Here is a 14,421-nt window from a genome sequence, read left to right on the forward strand (position 1 = left end):
AAGAATTGAAACTGACACAGTTTATTTTACGCTACCGAAAATAGATCAATTAAAAGCCAAGTAATTACAACGAACACAATCACTTTACATATTCATAGAGTTAGAACAATTCTACTATCGCCCTAAAAAACCAGACGTTATCAATCCATTGACGAACTGTTGCTCCGGCACTGTATCCTGCAGCATAGGTCGCTACGCTGCCACCATTAACATCAAACAATTCTTGATGAGTCAATTCAGGCATGCCTATATTTTCAAATGTTTTCATAAGTACACATGTTTATTTGTTAGAGAACTTACTTTATTCCAAAAATGCCATTACAAAATCCTTCTACATAATCAAACCCGTTTACAATTGCGGTTTTAATTTCTTGCAAAAACCCTCCTTCAAAACTTTTCATTTCCATTTCATTCAGTTCGCTTACGCCACAGGCGTTTAAATCAAAACTTTTCATAGTTATAAAAATTATATTTCTTGCTTACTCTTTTTCAGGCTTTTCAGCTTCTGCCTACAATGCGTTGCAACTTATTGTAGAGCGAAAGTAAAGGCCTGCACTCTAATAAAAGTGGAGTGAGCAAAGATTTAACTTTCTTTGTTTTCATCAGCAAAAACCACCTTGTTCTTATCCATGTTTCTTTGTCCTTTCCCCAATGTAACTGTTGTCTCATAAGCTTCGGCAACAGTTTCGGGCGGATAATGGTAGAGCTCCAGGATACGAATGGCGTTTCGTTGGGTCATAACGCCTTTTTTCAGTTTATAATCGAATGCAAGCTCTGCCCCATTGATTTGCTCGCTAAAATGATAAAGATCGTATTCATTTTGCAGCAGCTCTGCCAGTTCAAGGTCATGCGTGGCAATCAATACCAGGTTGTTCCCTGTATTCAGCGCAGAAAGCACAGCTTTACCTGCCGCAATCCGTTCCGTTGTATTGGTTCCCTTAAATAGTTCGTCCAGCAGGAAAAGAGATGAGGCAAGTTTTTCGGTTGCTTCGATCATCTCTTTCACAGTCAATACCTCCTGCAGATAGTAGCTCCGGGCATTCATCAGGTCGTCGCTGATTTGAATAGAGGAAAAGATCTGCATGGGTGTCAGATGAAAGTTTTTAGCAAAACAGGTATGAATGGTTTGTGCCGTCAGTACATTGATGGCTACCGTCCGGATAAAAGCCGTTTTTCCCGACATGTTCGAGCCGGTAAGGATAACGGACTTTCTCCGGTTGGAAAAATTGTTGGAGATGCACGCTTCGATCAACGGATGGTACATATCGACGGCTTCAATGCATTTGGGTTCTGCCGGTGACGGATGGCAATAATAGGGCAATCCTGCCCACAAAGAGGCAATGGAACAGAGCATGTCAACATCTCCGACAAACCGGTATACCTGTTCTATTTCACGGTGTTGCCGGTTGAAAAGTTTCATCACATCCAGCAACGTATTTGGCTCAAGCAGGAAAAAACAGCGGATCAATTCGCTGATAATAAAAAACACAACGGATAGGTCGGCATCCAGCTTGACATCAAAACGGAACAAGATACCGTCCAAAAAACTGTGTAAATAGAAATAAATGATTCTTTCTCCAAACATTTCAATGATCTTTGGCACGTGGCAAAGTTACTTTACCGGAATGAAAAAAAATAAGATCAATTTTGATCAATTTTTATGGCAGTTAAAATGGAGATCATAACATATAATGGACTTGCTATATTCTTATTTCATAAGTGTATATCCCCATTATTAAGATTTTGGAACAACAGCAACATATATATAAAAACATTCTTATATAAACTTTTTGTGCGTTTAAATTGTAGTCTGTTATTGTGATGTTAAAACTATATCGTAACTTTGATATTTCTAATAATGATTTACATTACATCTAATTAACTATGCCAACCATTCGGGAAGAGCACGCAGCTATGATCAGCAACCATGTTTGCAAGGTAAAGGAATCCGATTATGCGCTGATCCTGCAGGATGTCCTAACACTGACTATTTTGGAATCGGTAAACTGTATGACAGCCATCTTTGACTTGCACCGGGGCAACTACAGGCATATCGATCCTCAGTTTCAGAAACTTCTGGGCCATCCTTTTCCCGTTAAGGCAGGCTATGAATCGAATGTGTCCTTCTATGACCTGGTGCATCCCGATGATGTAACAAAACTGCAGGAGGCAGACATACAGGCTTATGACCGTTTTCATGAAATTGCTGCGGATAAGCGCCATCACTACTGCATGAACTGCGATTTCAGAATACGGACGGCTTCGGGTGACTATATCCGCATACACCGCAACATGTCGCCTCTTACATACGACAGGGAGGGGAAGCTCTGGTTGGTCTATCTTCAGTTCGGATGTATGCGTTATAAAACCGATAAGCATCCCATAAGCGCATGGTTGTTGGACAAGAAAACACTGAGGATGGAATCGCTTATGAAGGGTTGGATGTCAGCTTTCAAAAAAAAGATAATCTCAAAGCGCGTGTTAGAGGTGCTGATATTAACCAGGGAGGGGCTGACAGTGGAGCAGATTGCCAAAGAGTTGTCTTTATCTGTCACCACGGTGTACAATTACCGGCGGTTGGCGATGCGGGAACTTGGACTACAGACCATCGACCAGGTGAATCATTATCTCGGACTGGCAGGTATCATGAAGCTAGTGGCACAATTCATCATATCTCTTTTTATGTATGGCTTTGCTACCTGATGGAGGGGTGTTGATTGAAAAAATGAATAAAAGGTGGCGCTGGTTTGAATCTTTGAAAGTAAGTGGATTAAAAATCCTAATAATACAGCCACGACAGGAGTAGCCAACGTGCAGACCTCCGCCAAAGCCCGCACCACACTGGCCGCTAATGCGAAAAAGAAACGCGAATATTTGGCTGGCTCCCCATGCCATACGATAGAGCAATATAATCACATGCAACCCCTCCGGGGTATGGTTGGTTTTGCGTGGAGCATATTTCTATTGATATGCAAGTCCTGACGGACTAAATGTGCGGCAGATGTGGGATGTTTCGATGCTTGTGAGTACATAGCAAACCTTTTGCCCGAAGGGCATGGCAAAAGATCGTAAACATGCAACATGTCTTTGCCCGTAGGGCATTCATATCAATAGAAGAACGATGCAATAAATAGATATAATGCCCGTATGGGCATTCACAACATTCAACAAACATTTATTATGGCAAACACATACACCCAAATCTACATTCATTACGTCTTTGCCGTTCAAAACCGGCTGGGTCTGATACAAAATCGCTGGCGTGACGATTTGTATAAATATATGTCGGGTACAATAGCAAACAAAGAACACAAGCTACTTGCTATGGGTGGAATGCCCGATCACGTTCATGTGCTGGTAAGCATGTCGCCCAAACAATCGCCGTCCGATTTGATGGCGGATGTCAAGCGGAGTTCTTCGTTATGGATCAACGAAAATCGCTTTGTGATGGGAAAATTTGCTTGGCAAGAGGGATATGGCGCATTTAGTTATGGGAAATCTCAGATTCATGATGTGGCAAATTATATTGAAAGGCAGGAGCAACATCACAAAAAGCAGACATTCATGGAAGAGTATCTCGAATTTCAACGACTCTTTGAGATTGAACTTGATGAACGATATGTTTTCAGACAGATAGAATAATGTGCAATCCCTCCGGGGTAGATGGGTGTTGTTACGACATTCATCTATTGATATGTAAGTCCTAACGGACTAAATGTGTAGCGAATTTGGGATGTTTCGATGCTTGTGAGTACATAGCAAGCCTTTTGCCCGAAGGGCATGGCAAAAGATCGTAAACATGCAACATGTCTTTGCCCGTAGGGCATTCATATCAATAGAAGAACGATGAATAAACGGATATAATACCCGTAGGATATTCACGTTCATGCGCATCCTCCATGATGGGAATTCCTTCGAGATGGATTTATTGATAGATACCCTGTTCATTTGGATCTGTCAATGATTAAATGAATAAAAGGTGGCGCTGGTTTGAACCTTTGAAAGTAAGCGGATTAAAAATCGTAATAATACAGTTGCAACGGGATTCCAAAAATCCCGTCACACAACGCAGTATTTGATGATATATTTGATGGAGGAAGTGAGGAGGGAGAAAAAAGTTTTAAGTTTATATTGCTAATAACTATACACGCCATTTAATCATGAATAGATTAGTTTTAATTGGAAATGGATTTGATCTTGCCCATGGTCTTCATACCTCATATTCTCAATTCATTGACAATATGTGGAAAAAAATCATTGATAAACTTTTAATAAACTGTCGATATGATGATCAATTCTTCACTTTTACTATAAAGGGTATTTCTGGAGACATATTATGCGCTAATCAATTAAGGAGTAATTCTTTCGACAATATATCTATCAAAGATTATGTGTCATTTCAGAAATGGATTAAAGATTATGAGACAAGTTTTCAAATCGAATACAAAATAAAAAACCGATTCTTTAATCATTTGACGAATAAAATTGGGAAATTAGAGAATTGGGTAGATATAGAAGAAGAATATTATAAATTTCTGAAATATCCTGTTATAGAAAATGGCGACCAAGCTTATAAATATCCTGGTGGCGTAACTCAATTAAATGAAGATTTTAAGCAGATAAAACAAGCTTTGAATGAATATCTGGGTAGTTTGTTGCGAACCAAAATAAAAAAAGATACAACAATAGACAAGATCATAAAGTCAGATTTTGGAGATCATGATTTTGCGTTGAATACGGAATTTCAAACCGACAAAATAGATAAAGAAAAAGCGCCAGAATCAACAGTTATTTTAAACTTCAATTATACACCATTGGAGACTTGTTATCTTCCTGATGATTCGGATGTAATTCATATACATGGCAAAGTTAATGACTCTAAGAATCCCATGATATTCGGATATGGAGATGAAATGGATTCTGACTATTCAGAAATTGAAAAGCTGAATGACAATGAATATTTGGAAAATATAAAATCAATAAGATATTTTCATACAGACAATTACAAACGTCTTCTTGGTTTTATGAATATGGATTATTATCAAGTTGTCATTTTAGGACATTCGTGTGGAAATGCAGACAGAACCTTATTAAGCACATTATTTAATCATCCAAAATGCATTTCGATCAAACCATACTATCATGAAATTATTAAGAAAAATGATTCAACCGGGGAAAAGACGCATGAAGATAACTATATTGATATCATTCAAAATATTTCACGCCATTTTTCCAATAAATCAGTGATGAGAGATAAAGTAGTGAGTAAAATTTATTGTTCTCCCTTTAGCACTACCATTCTATAAATCCTGATGCTGACCATGGAATAGCGTGGGGAATACTTAGATCAAATAACAGGGGGTTATTGAACCAAATTATAAACATATGAAAGATTTTCTTGGATATAAGCTTTTTGAATTGGATGGTTACACGCTTGATGTTTTTAAGCTGATCAGCTTGCTGCTATTCTTGGTTGCTATCTTTATTCTTATTATTATTCTTAAACGTATCATCTACCGATCGAAATCATTAGACACAGCCAAAAAGTTCGCCATCAACAAATTAACCCGGTATATCCTTCTCGTTTTGGCATTTATTGTCGGGGTACGCATTTTAGGATTTAAACTCTCGGTTTTACTGGCAGGATCTGCTGCCCTTATGGTTGGCCTGGGCTTTGGATTGCAAAACCTGTTCAACGATTTTATTTCAGGCATTATTCTTTTATTGGATGGTACACTCAAAGTGGACGATGTCATAGAGGTGAATGGCATTATTTATAAAGTTCAGGAAATCAATTTCAGAACTACGACTGTCATTGGAAGGGATGAAAACTATGTTATTTTGCCTAATTCGACACTGACGGGCAATCGAATTATAAACTGGACGCACGGTAAGATTTCTTCCAGATTCAGTATCTCCATTGGGGTGGATTATTCCACGGATGTCCCCCTTTTGATGCAACTGTTAAAAGAAATAGCAGCCCGTCATGAGAAAGTGCTTAAAAATCCCGAGCCATTTGTCCGTTTTGAAGATTATGGCGATTCATCCCTGCTGTTTTCGGTTTATTTCTATACCGAAGAACTCTTTCGGGTCGAAAACATCAAGAGCGAAATCCGCGTTGAAATATTTCATGCACTGAAAGAACGGGGCATCAACATCCCCTTCCCACAACGCGACATACATATTAAATCATAACTCCGCCCGCGCGAATCCTTATATGTGGAGGAAGCCGGATAGTAAGAAATTCACTACAATGATTAGCCGTTATAAAACACTTTAATATTCAAACTTGAGCTGGACAACAAGAAAACCCAATTATGAGGGGAAAGTTAGCTCTAAACAGACAGAACAATGGACATTGAATTTCAAAATACAGAAAAAGACTACAAAAGTTTTTATGTATTTTATTACAAGAATGCACTTCGGAAAAACATTTTTATTTTAATCCTAATACCTTTATCTATTGGCTATATTGTTGCTGGACAACCTTTTGCCTTGACAACGTTTATTGATGGTGTAATTATTTCTGCACTTCTCTTTGTTGGCAGTTTTTATGTCGTGCCGTATTTAATCTCAATACATAATCTAAATAAAGCAATATTGAAAGACCCTTGGTATTTAGAGAAAAGGAAACTAAGCATAACCGATGAGGGTATATATTGTGAAACTGACACAATAAGCGGCATCTGGAGATGGGAAAGTATTGTTTCTTTTGAATTTAATGATGAGTTTCTTGCACTTATACTTGCCGATAAGAAATTCTATTTAATTCCGCAAAAAGCATTTCCATCCAATGCCGAAGCTATAAATTTTCTTGGAATCATTCAAAGCAAAGTCATTAAACCAAGAGGGACAATTAAGCCTTTATTTGCAACAGCAGACAAAAAACCACCATATTTATTAGGTCTTATTTGTTTAATTCCATTGATCGGCGCATTTATAGGTCTGGTATTCATTATTTTGGGAGTAACAAGATTTAAAGACAAATGGTTTACACTGATTGGCGTATTTGGAATCGCATTTACGATTATTATTTATTCGACACTTTTCTATACTAACAAGCATTCTTTTAAAAATGAATTACGAGCATTATCCCAAACGGAACTTAATGACTTAGTAAAAGATATAGAGTTTTATAAGTTAGAAAATGGGCAATATCCAGACAGTTTACAACAACTCACAAAAGATAATAGTAATGATTTTATATTTGATCCGGTTCAAGCAAATCAAAGAGGGAAAAATAGTTTATTTTATTATTTAAAAGTAGGTGATAAGTATAGATTATTTTCTAAAGGTGAGGATGGAATTCCATATACGAAAGACGACATATATCCTCAAGTGTCAGACAAAGTAGTCAGTAAAATTGGATTGATAAGATATGCGTTGAATCCGGATACAGTAAACAAATGATAAATAAAAACCCTGTTTAGCACCCCTCCTTCTACGCGAATCCTTTAACGTGGAGCAAGAGATTTAACTTCGTGCTGTTTTATCAGTCATTCTATTATTCAGTTATTCACTTTGGGGACAACACTTGAGAATGATGTTTTTGACGTAGAGACCTCAAAGGTTTTCAAAACCTTTGAGGTCTGCAACATATAAATATAAAAGCCGGAGGCAAATTAAACAAGGATTGAAGGTTCTAACTTCCTTGATTTCAGATTATCAGATTTCTACTATACTCCCATCTACCACCTACTATCTACTGGATTGTTATCTTCTCTAACTTCCAGATTTTCATTGTCAACTGTCCATTGTCAATTGAATCAGTCGTTTGATTCCTACCAATGCACCTGCATTTCGTTGTCATTGTCAGGGAAGGAGACGCTCAATACATGCTTTGTGTCAAATGGCCCATAGTCGGCAAAAGCAAAATGACTTGTAAAGAAGCGTATCTCTTCCGGCGTGACTGTTTTTGCAGCGCCGTTGACCGTCAGATGTTGTACCTCTTCCGGTGTGAAGCCATGCAGCACCAATGTGATGACATGAAACCTTGAGGTAAAACTCCCTTCCTTCTTGCCAAAGGTAAGCATTGCCTGTTGTGGGTCGTAGCTGATCAACCGTTTGTAATAATGTCCCGATTCATATTTGTACGTTGTCCCGTCATCCTCGTAATAACGGTATTGATTCGGTTGTTGTCCCTCATAGAGGTTGATAAACAGGGTATCGCCACTGTTGTCGGCTGTCGATTCTACCAGCTTCTGCATCGGAATGATGCTCCCTGCCTTCACGTACAACGGCAAACGGTTCAGTTCCGAGTTTGCCACAATCACTTGCTTGCCGGCATAAGGTTTATCATTGAAAAGGTCATACCAGTTCCCTTCCGGCAGATAGACCCTGCAAAGGGATTCCGTCCCTTTTACGGGAGCCACCAGGATGGAAGGCCCGAAAAGATATTCCTGCTGGAATTCGGGATCATAAATGGTAGAATCGTTCGTATAGTTAATGGCCAGTGACCGGTTAAGCGGCATCCCGTCCTGTGACGATTCATAAAAGCCAGCATAAATATAAGGGAGCAACTGATAACGGAACCCGATATAACGGCGGGCAATATCTTCACATGTCTCCCCGAAATCCCAGGGTTCTTCCCGGTTGGAGTTGATCGTGGTATGAGCCCTGTACATCGGAAGGAAAGCCCCGATCTCCATCCAGCGGGTGTAGAGGCTCTGGGTAGGATTGCCGCTGAATCCGCCCACATCCATTCCTGCAAAAGTAACACCTGATAAACCCAGGCTGTTGATGAGGCGGACACCCAACAACATATGGTCTTCCTTGGCCTGGTTGTCTCCTGTCCAGATCGCTGTATAACGTTGTAATCCCGAATAACCTGAACGGCTCAGTACAAAGGGACGCTTGCCATCCATGTATTTCTTTGCTCCTTCATAGGTGCTTCGTGCCATCTGGAATCCATATACATTCTTTGCCTGCCGGTAAGTAGTGTGTAATCCATCCCAGTTCAGGTTAAGCAAGTCGGGCACTTCCTTTCCCCAGACCGCTATTTCGTTCATGTCGTTCCAGAATCCGGTTACTCCTTCGTCGGCATAGGTCTTCACCCATCTGCCCCACCATGCACGCGTCTTTGGCATGGTGAAATCAGGGAAGTTACACCATCCCGGCCATACCTGTCCTGCATAATTGGTTCCATCGGGGTATTTGATAAACAGGGACGAATCCACTCCCTGCTGGTAAACAGGATAGTTCTTGGCAATCTTGACCCCCGGATCGATGATCACGGCCAGATGCATCCCCATCTTCTGCAATTTTCCCGTCATGGCTTTCGGATCGGGGAAACGGTTCGGATCCCAGGTGAAAATCTTATAATGATCCATATAATTGATGTCCAGATAGATCATGTCAATGGGGATATGCCGTTCCCTGAACTTGGCAGCCGTTGAGAGCAGGTCGGCTTCAGGGAAATAACACCAGCGGCATTGCTGGTACCCTAAGGACCAGATGGGAGGAATAGGAGTGCGTCCCGTAAGCCAGGTGTAGGAACCGATGATCCCTTTTACGGTAGAATGATAAATAAAATAGTAATTCATCTCCCCGCAACTGGCCCTGAAGTAGTCAAAACGATTGCTACCGGCGCCAAAACTGAAGAGGCTGCGCGATGAGTTGTCCATAAAGATGCCATAGGCCAGGTGATCGTGCAATCCCATATAAAAAGGAATGGTGGAGTACATCCTGTCGCTGGCATCATCGTATTCGGGATTATCCGTGTTGTAATTCACGCAGGCTGTCCCTGCACGATCGAGGTTTCCTCCGTGTTCTCCCATCCCGATGAAACGTTCTCCCGGTTGCAGGGTCTTGTATGTGGTGACTTCTTCTCCGAGCCATGAAGTGCCGAAAGCCGGATCATCGGCATTGATCACTTCTCCTGTTTTTGTCAGGAAGGTGAATCGTAGCGGATCTTTGGTAATACGCAATGTAACCGAGTCGGTTGAAATGGTGTAGAGCCCTTTGGCGTCTGTCACCTGAACGTGGCAGGCTTCGGGCTTCACTTCAACGGCATAACTGAAGTCCGGGGCAAAAGCCTGGTGTGCAACCCGGATACGGATGACACCCGGAGAATAAACTGTCACTTGTGCCCTGCCGTTTGTGGTCAGAAAGGTGTAGGTGGAATGCGATACTTCGATCTTTTTCACATTCCCCAGCGGACTGTTAGCCGGTACCTGCCCTTTCATATTCGGATACAGAATCCCTAACAAAATCCAAAGTAAATAGTAGCGTTTCATAGGTAAAAATATTGAGTTGAAATTTGTGGATATTACAAACCGGTTGGTTCTATCTTAATCATTGCAATCCGCTATCTGAATTCATTCAGATGCGTTGTCAAATGTACAACTTATCACCCAAAAACAACGGAATCGCTTTTGTGAAATAACGAAGCTCTGTTTGCAAACGTTTTCATGTGACAATTTGTTTATTTCTTCTCTCTCAATAGGTTTCTATAATCTTGATTTATCATCCGGTTATCCATAAAATTCCCGTGTGATTTCAAATTTTACGGGTATATTTGCACGAAAAATTAAACGTAATACAAAATGTTACACCGTTCAAAAGCTCCCTTGCGACTAGGCCTGGCAGGCGGGGGAACAGATGTAAGTCCCTTTTCCGATTTATACGGAGGAACGATACTCAACGCCACGATATCCTTGTATGCGCATGCCACAATCGAGCCCATACGTCAACCCAAGGTCATTTTGCAGGCATGGGACAGGAATGAACGGGTAGAGATAGGGTTGGAAGAAGCGATAGAGATCGACGGATTGTTACCTTTACATAAGGGGATTTACAAGCGCATCCGGCAGGATTACCTGAAGACGCCGCACGGCTTTCGCCTGACCACCTTTGTGGATGCACCGGCAGGCTCAGGTCTCGGTACCTCTTCGACACTGGCCGTTGCCATCATCGGGGCATTTGTGGAATGGTTGAAACTGCCGTTGGGAAGTTACGAAATAGCCCGTTACGCATACGAGATCGAACGCATTGACCTGGGGATGGCAGGAGGGAAACAAGACCAATACGCCGCTACCTTCGGAGGAGTTAACTACATGGAGTTCTTCGCCGATGACAAAGTCATCGTCAACCCCCTTCGGATTGGTCAGAAATACCTTCGTGAACTGGAACACAACCTGTTGCTTTACTATACGGACCAAAGCCGGGACTCATCCCAGATAATAAAAGAGCAACAGAAAAACGTACGTAACCAGAATGCCGCCTCCCTGGAAGCCATGCACCGGCTGAAACAACAAGCCACCGATATGAAGAATGCACTGCTAACGGGCAGGTTGCATGATATCGGCTATATCCTTGACGATGGTTACAGCCATAAAAGGGAGATGGCACAGGGCATCAGTACCCCGAAAATGGATACGATTTATGAAGAAGCAAAAAAAGCCGGGGCGCTGGGTGGCAAAATCTCGGGAGCGGGAGGCGGAGGCTTCATGATGTTTTATTGTCCAGACAATGTACAATATGCCGTGGCCAAAGCCCTCAGCCAGTTCGAAGGTCGCTTGTTCCTCTATTCGTTTGTGGAAGAAGGGTTGTACACATGGAGCATGTAAGGGAGACGCATTCAATTGACAATGGACAGTTGACAATGGATAATGAAAATCAGCATACAGCGGTCAATGGTTAAAGGTTAAAGAACATTAGACTTTCGACCTTTGGCCAATTACAATTATCCTCATATTATGGAAAATAACCAGATACAAACCATCCTTCTTGCATCGGCAGAAGTAAAACAAACCATCGCCCGGGACCAGCAACAGGTTGAAACCATACGGAAAGCAGCCGAAACCATTGCCCACAGTTTCCGCAATGGAGGGCGCGTCTATTTCTGCGGGAACGGAGGCAGCGCAGCCGATGCGCAACATCTGGCGGCAGAGTTTTCGGGCAAGTTTTATAAAGACCGAGCCGTACTCCCCTCGGAAGCTTTACATACCAACAGTTCCTACCTGACGGCAGTAGGCAATGACTACGGGTACGAAGAAGTCTATGCCCGTCTGGCAAGCTCATTCTCGCCGCACGATGTCCTCGTTGGCCTCTCCACTTCGGGGAACTCCACAAATATCGTACGCGCTTTCGAAGTATGCCGGGCAAGAAAAGTTACCACCATAGGGATGACCGGCAAAGGAGGGGGCAAGATGCAATCATTGTCCGATATATGGATTGAAGTGCCGAGCAATGACACTCCCCGTATCCAGGAAGCCCATATCACGATAGGGCATATCATTTGTCAACTGGTAGAAGAAATGCTGTTTTAACTATGAGAGAATGCATCATCTTAGCCGGAGGATTTGGTACCCGCTTGCAAAGCGTGGTGAACGACCGCCCCAAATGCCTGGCTCCTGTCAATGGGCGTCCCTTTTTGGAATATCTGCTGGCCTATCTGGAACAAGAACACATACAACATGCCGTTCTCTCCCTGGGATACAAACACGAGAAGGTAGAAGAATGGTTGGCCAGCTATAACGGGGAACTGAAGATTACAACTGTAGTAGAACAAGAACCATTGGGAACCGGGGGAGGGATAAGACTCGCATTGCAGGAGACTAGGGCAGATCAGGTGTATGTGGTCAACGGCGATACCCTGTTCCGGGTAGGGCTGGAACAGATGTTGCATCAACACAGGCAAGGAGACAATAAGGCAACATTAGCCTTGAAACCGATGCAGGATTTTGATCGATACGGGAGTGTCACCTTCGAGAAGGGACACATCACAGCCTTTCAGGAGAAGCGCTTTTGCCGTGAAGGATTGATCAATGGGGGAGTGTACCTGCTAGAGCGGGATATCCTGGCTGATTTTCCCAGGAAGTTCTCTTTTGAAAAGGAGTATCTGGAGGTTGAAGCTGCCCGGAATACGATAGGCGGATATGTGGAAGATGCCTATTTTATTGACATCGGTATCCCTGAAGACTATAAAAGAGCCCAGATAGATTTCCGGGAACAATTCAGTTTGTAAACAACTCCTATATCATAAAAAAGCCGCCCGCAGTTTCTGATAAGATCTGCGGGCGGTACATTATTATAATAAGGTAGTCTTGAAATGTCAACTGTTGCGCATCTTTCCGGCTATAATTTCTGCAGCCTTCATCAATGGATAGGCAGCCGGAGAAGCCGTCAGGCAAGGATGAGTTCCGATTTGTGAAGTCAGCAATGAATTGACGGTCATTTTATTTTCAACAATCAACCCAATGACATTGGTCAGCTCACCTGCACTGAGTCCTCCAATGACTTCTCCACCGATAATCACTCCGGACTGAGCAGCCGAGATCAACTTGACCGTCTGTTTGTGAGTGTCAGGTAAATTACCCGGGTGACGGTCGATACCTTCAAACAATCCTGTAAGTGTTTCGATGCCTTCTTCACGGGCGCGGGCTTCTGTTACCCCGGCAGTTCCAAACCCGGTCTCTCCGATAGCGGTTGAGTAGATGGCTATGGTTCCGCTAAATGTTTTAACCACATGGAGATTAAATAAATTCATTCCTGCAATGCGGGCTTCAGCACATGCAGTTGAGGCTAACATGGTAGAGACACGTTTCCGGGTGATAAAATCACGTTTCTGTGCACAGTCGCCGATCGCAAATACATCCGGTTCGTGTGTACGCATATATTCGTCAACAGCAATGAAATTATCTTCATCGATAAATATCCCTGATTTTTTAGCGAGCTCCGTGTTCGGACGATAACCCATGGAGAGGATTACAGCATCGGCTGCAATAGTTTCCCCGTTTTCCAGTTTCACTCCTTCGACATGATCATCCCCTAGAACTTCAAGAATGCCATTTCCTGCAATAACATTCACGCCTCTTGCTGTCAGCAATGACTGAATCTTGTCTGAAAGCTCCACGTCAAATGCCATTCCTAAAATATGAGGCAATTTTTCCACCAATGTTACTTCCTTCCCGCGCTTACTCAGCTCGTCCGAGAATTCAACTCCGATGAAACCCGCACCAATCACAACGATTTTATTACATTGCTGGATTTTTTGCAACATCTCATCCAAATAGACTTTGTCTTTGGGAATAACAAACACATTTTGCTTGTCGCCCCCCTTCAACCAACGGGGCATTACCGGCATTGAGCCTGTAGCCACAACCAGCTTGACATATTGAATTGTTTCTCCATCAGCTAATGTTGCGACTTTGTTTTTTATGTCAATATTCGTTACTTCACCTACAATTGATTCAACTCCGCTTTTTGCAAGCGTAGGATCAACCGGCATAATATTTTGTTCGCTTTTGTCCAGTGTCCCAAAAATGTATGGAATACCACAGGGAACCATCACATCTTTTTGCTTCTTGACCAAAGTAAATTTTTTTTCCGGCCAGCTGAATTTTCCGGTTACAGCAGCAACCATCCCTGCTGCACTTCCACCAATGATCAAAACATCTGTCTGTTTCATTTTTGTTGAGT

Annotated in this window: 13 protein-coding genes; 8 read left to right on the top strand and 5 right to left on the bottom strand. The window is 42.2% G+C overall.

What is annotated here, in order from left to right:
- Positions 1-100 precede the first annotated feature (100 nt).
- From FHX64_RS14025 to FHX64_RS14365, 3 genes are all read right to left on the bottom strand, one after another.
- The gene (locus FHX64_RS14025) at positions 101-268 is read right to left on the bottom strand and encodes a hypothetical protein (RefSeq protein ID WP_183414457.1); all 168 of its coding nucleotides are present in this window, start codon (positions 266-268) and stop codon (positions 101-103) included.
- 28 nt (positions 269-296) lie between these two features.
- Positions 297-455 carry a hypothetical protein gene (locus tag FHX64_RS14030; protein ID WP_183414458.1) on the bottom strand — a complete coding sequence of 53 codons (159 nt, stop codon included), beginning with the start codon at positions 453-455 and terminating at the stop codon, positions 297-299.
- Between the two features lie 128 nt (positions 456-583).
- The gene (locus FHX64_RS14365; RefSeq protein ID WP_183414459.1) at positions 584-1,603 is read right to left on the bottom strand and encodes a MutS-related protein; all 1,020 of its coding nucleotides are present in this window, start codon (positions 1,601-1,603) and stop codon (positions 584-586) included.
- 281 nt (positions 1,604-1,884) lie between these two features.
- On the opposite strand from FHX64_RS14365, the gene FHX64_RS14040 reads away from it, so the two are divergent.
- The 5 genes from FHX64_RS14040 (at position 1,885) to FHX64_RS14060 (ending at position 7,410) form a co-directional block, all read left to right on the top strand.
- Entirely contained in the window at positions 1,885-2,703 is an 819-nt protein-coding gene (locus FHX64_RS14040) for a LuxR C-terminal-related transcriptional regulator (protein ID WP_183414460.1), read from the top strand.
- A 477-nt stretch (positions 2,704-3,180) separates the two neighbouring features.
- Positions 3,181-3,642 (top strand): IS200/IS605 family transposase, encoded by a 462-nt coding sequence (tnpA, locus tag FHX64_RS14045; protein WP_183414556.1) that lies wholly within the window; start codon positions 3,181-3,183, stop codon positions 3,640-3,642.
- Positions 3,643-4,160: 518 nt separating this feature from the next.
- Complete coding sequence (locus tag FHX64_RS14050; RefSeq protein WP_183414461.1) at positions 4,161-5,306, top strand: AbiH family protein; 1,146 nt, start codon at positions 4,161-4,163, stop codon at positions 5,304-5,306.
- Between the two features lie 79 nt (positions 5,307-5,385).
- Positions 5,386-6,195 carry a mechanosensitive ion channel family protein gene (locus FHX64_RS14055; RefSeq protein ID WP_183414462.1) on the top strand — a complete coding sequence of 270 codons (810 nt, stop codon included), beginning with the start codon at positions 5,386-5,388 and terminating at the stop codon, positions 6,193-6,195.
- Positions 6,196-6,351: 156 nt separating this feature from the next.
- Positions 6,352-7,410: a YcxB family protein gene (locus FHX64_RS14060; RefSeq protein WP_183414463.1), complete on the top strand. Its 1,059-nt coding sequence runs from the start codon at positions 6,352-6,354 to the stop codon at positions 7,408-7,410.
- A 371-nt stretch (positions 7,411-7,781) separates the two neighbouring features.
- Here FHX64_RS14060 and FHX64_RS14065 read toward each other — a convergent pair whose 3' ends face one another.
- Positions 7,782-10,235 (bottom strand): glycoside hydrolase family 31 protein, encoded by a 2,454-nt coding sequence (locus tag FHX64_RS14065; RefSeq protein WP_183414464.1) that lies wholly within the window; start codon positions 10,233-10,235, stop codon positions 7,782-7,784.
- 309 nt (positions 10,236-10,544) lie between these two features.
- On the opposite strand from FHX64_RS14065, the gene FHX64_RS14070 reads away from it, so the two are divergent.
- From FHX64_RS14070 to FHX64_RS14080, 3 genes are all read left to right on the top strand, one after another.
- The gene (locus FHX64_RS14070; protein ID WP_183414465.1) at positions 10,545-11,567 is read left to right on the top strand and encodes a GHMP family kinase ATP-binding protein; all 1,023 of its coding nucleotides are present in this window, start codon (positions 10,545-10,547) and stop codon (positions 11,565-11,567) included.
- A 129-nt stretch (positions 11,568-11,696) separates the two neighbouring features.
- Positions 11,697-12,269, top strand: coding sequence for a D-sedoheptulose-7-phosphate isomerase (locus FHX64_RS14075; protein ID WP_183414466.1), 573 nt, complete (start codon positions 11,697-11,699; stop codon positions 12,267-12,269).
- Positions 12,270-12,271: 2 nt separating this feature from the next.
- A complete protein-coding gene (locus FHX64_RS14080; protein ID WP_183414467.1) occupies positions 12,272-12,967 on the top strand; it encodes a nucleotidyltransferase family protein in 696 nt (231 codons plus the stop codon).
- Positions 12,968-13,054: 87 nt separating this feature from the next.
- Here the strand turns inward: FHX64_RS14080 and FHX64_RS14085 are convergent, their stop codons facing one another.
- Positions 13,055-14,410, bottom strand: coding sequence for an FAD-dependent oxidoreductase (locus FHX64_RS14085; protein ID WP_183414468.1), 1,356 nt, complete (start codon positions 14,408-14,410; stop codon positions 13,055-13,057).
- Positions 14,411-14,421 lie beyond the last annotated feature (11 nt).

Source organism: Microbacter margulisiae (genome assembly GCF_014192515.1).
Lineage (GTDB): Bacteria > Bacteroidota > Bacteroidia > Bacteroidales > Paludibacteraceae > Microbacter > Microbacter margulisiae.

Bases quoted from the DNA above. Each gene is read 5' to 3' on its own strand.
- FHX64_RS14025 (WP_183414457.1), bottom strand. From the start codon at position 268: ATGAAAACATTTGAAAATATAGGCATGCCTGAATTGACTCATCAAGAA.
- FHX64_RS14030 (WP_183414458.1), bottom strand. From the start codon at position 455: ATGAAAAGTTTTGATTTAAACGCCTGTGGCGTAAGCGAACTGAATGAA.
- FHX64_RS14040 (WP_183414460.1), top strand. From the start codon at position 1,885: ATGCCAACCATTCGGGAAGAGCACGCAGCTATGATCAGCAACCATGTT.
- tnpA (WP_183414556.1), top strand. From the start codon at position 3,181: ATGGCAAACACATACACCCAAATCTACATTCATTACGTCTTTGCCGTT.
- FHX64_RS14050 (WP_183414461.1), top strand. From the start codon at position 4,161: ATGAATAGATTAGTTTTAATTGGAAATGGATTTGATCTTGCCCATGGT.
- FHX64_RS14055 (WP_183414462.1), top strand. From the start codon at position 5,386: ATGAAAGATTTTCTTGGATATAAGCTTTTTGAATTGGATGGTTACACG.
- FHX64_RS14060 (WP_183414463.1), top strand. From the start codon at position 6,352: ATGGACATTGAATTTCAAAATACAGAAAAAGACTACAAAAGTTTTTAT.
- FHX64_RS14065 (WP_183414464.1), bottom strand. From the start codon at position 10,235: ATGAAACGCTACTATTTACTTTGGATTTTGTTAGGGATTCTGTATCCG.
- FHX64_RS14070 (WP_183414465.1), top strand. From the start codon at position 10,545: ATGTTACACCGTTCAAAAGCTCCCTTGCGACTAGGCCTGGCAGGCGGG.
- FHX64_RS14075 (WP_183414466.1), top strand. From the start codon at position 11,697: ATGGAAAATAACCAGATACAAACCATCCTTCTTGCATCGGCAGAAGTA.
- FHX64_RS14080 (WP_183414467.1), top strand. From the start codon at position 12,272: ATGAGAGAATGCATCATCTTAGCCGGAGGATTTGGTACCCGCTTGCAA.
- FHX64_RS14085 (WP_183414468.1), bottom strand. From the start codon at position 14,410: ATGAAACAGACAGATGTTTTGATCATTGGTGGAAGTGCAGCAGGGATG.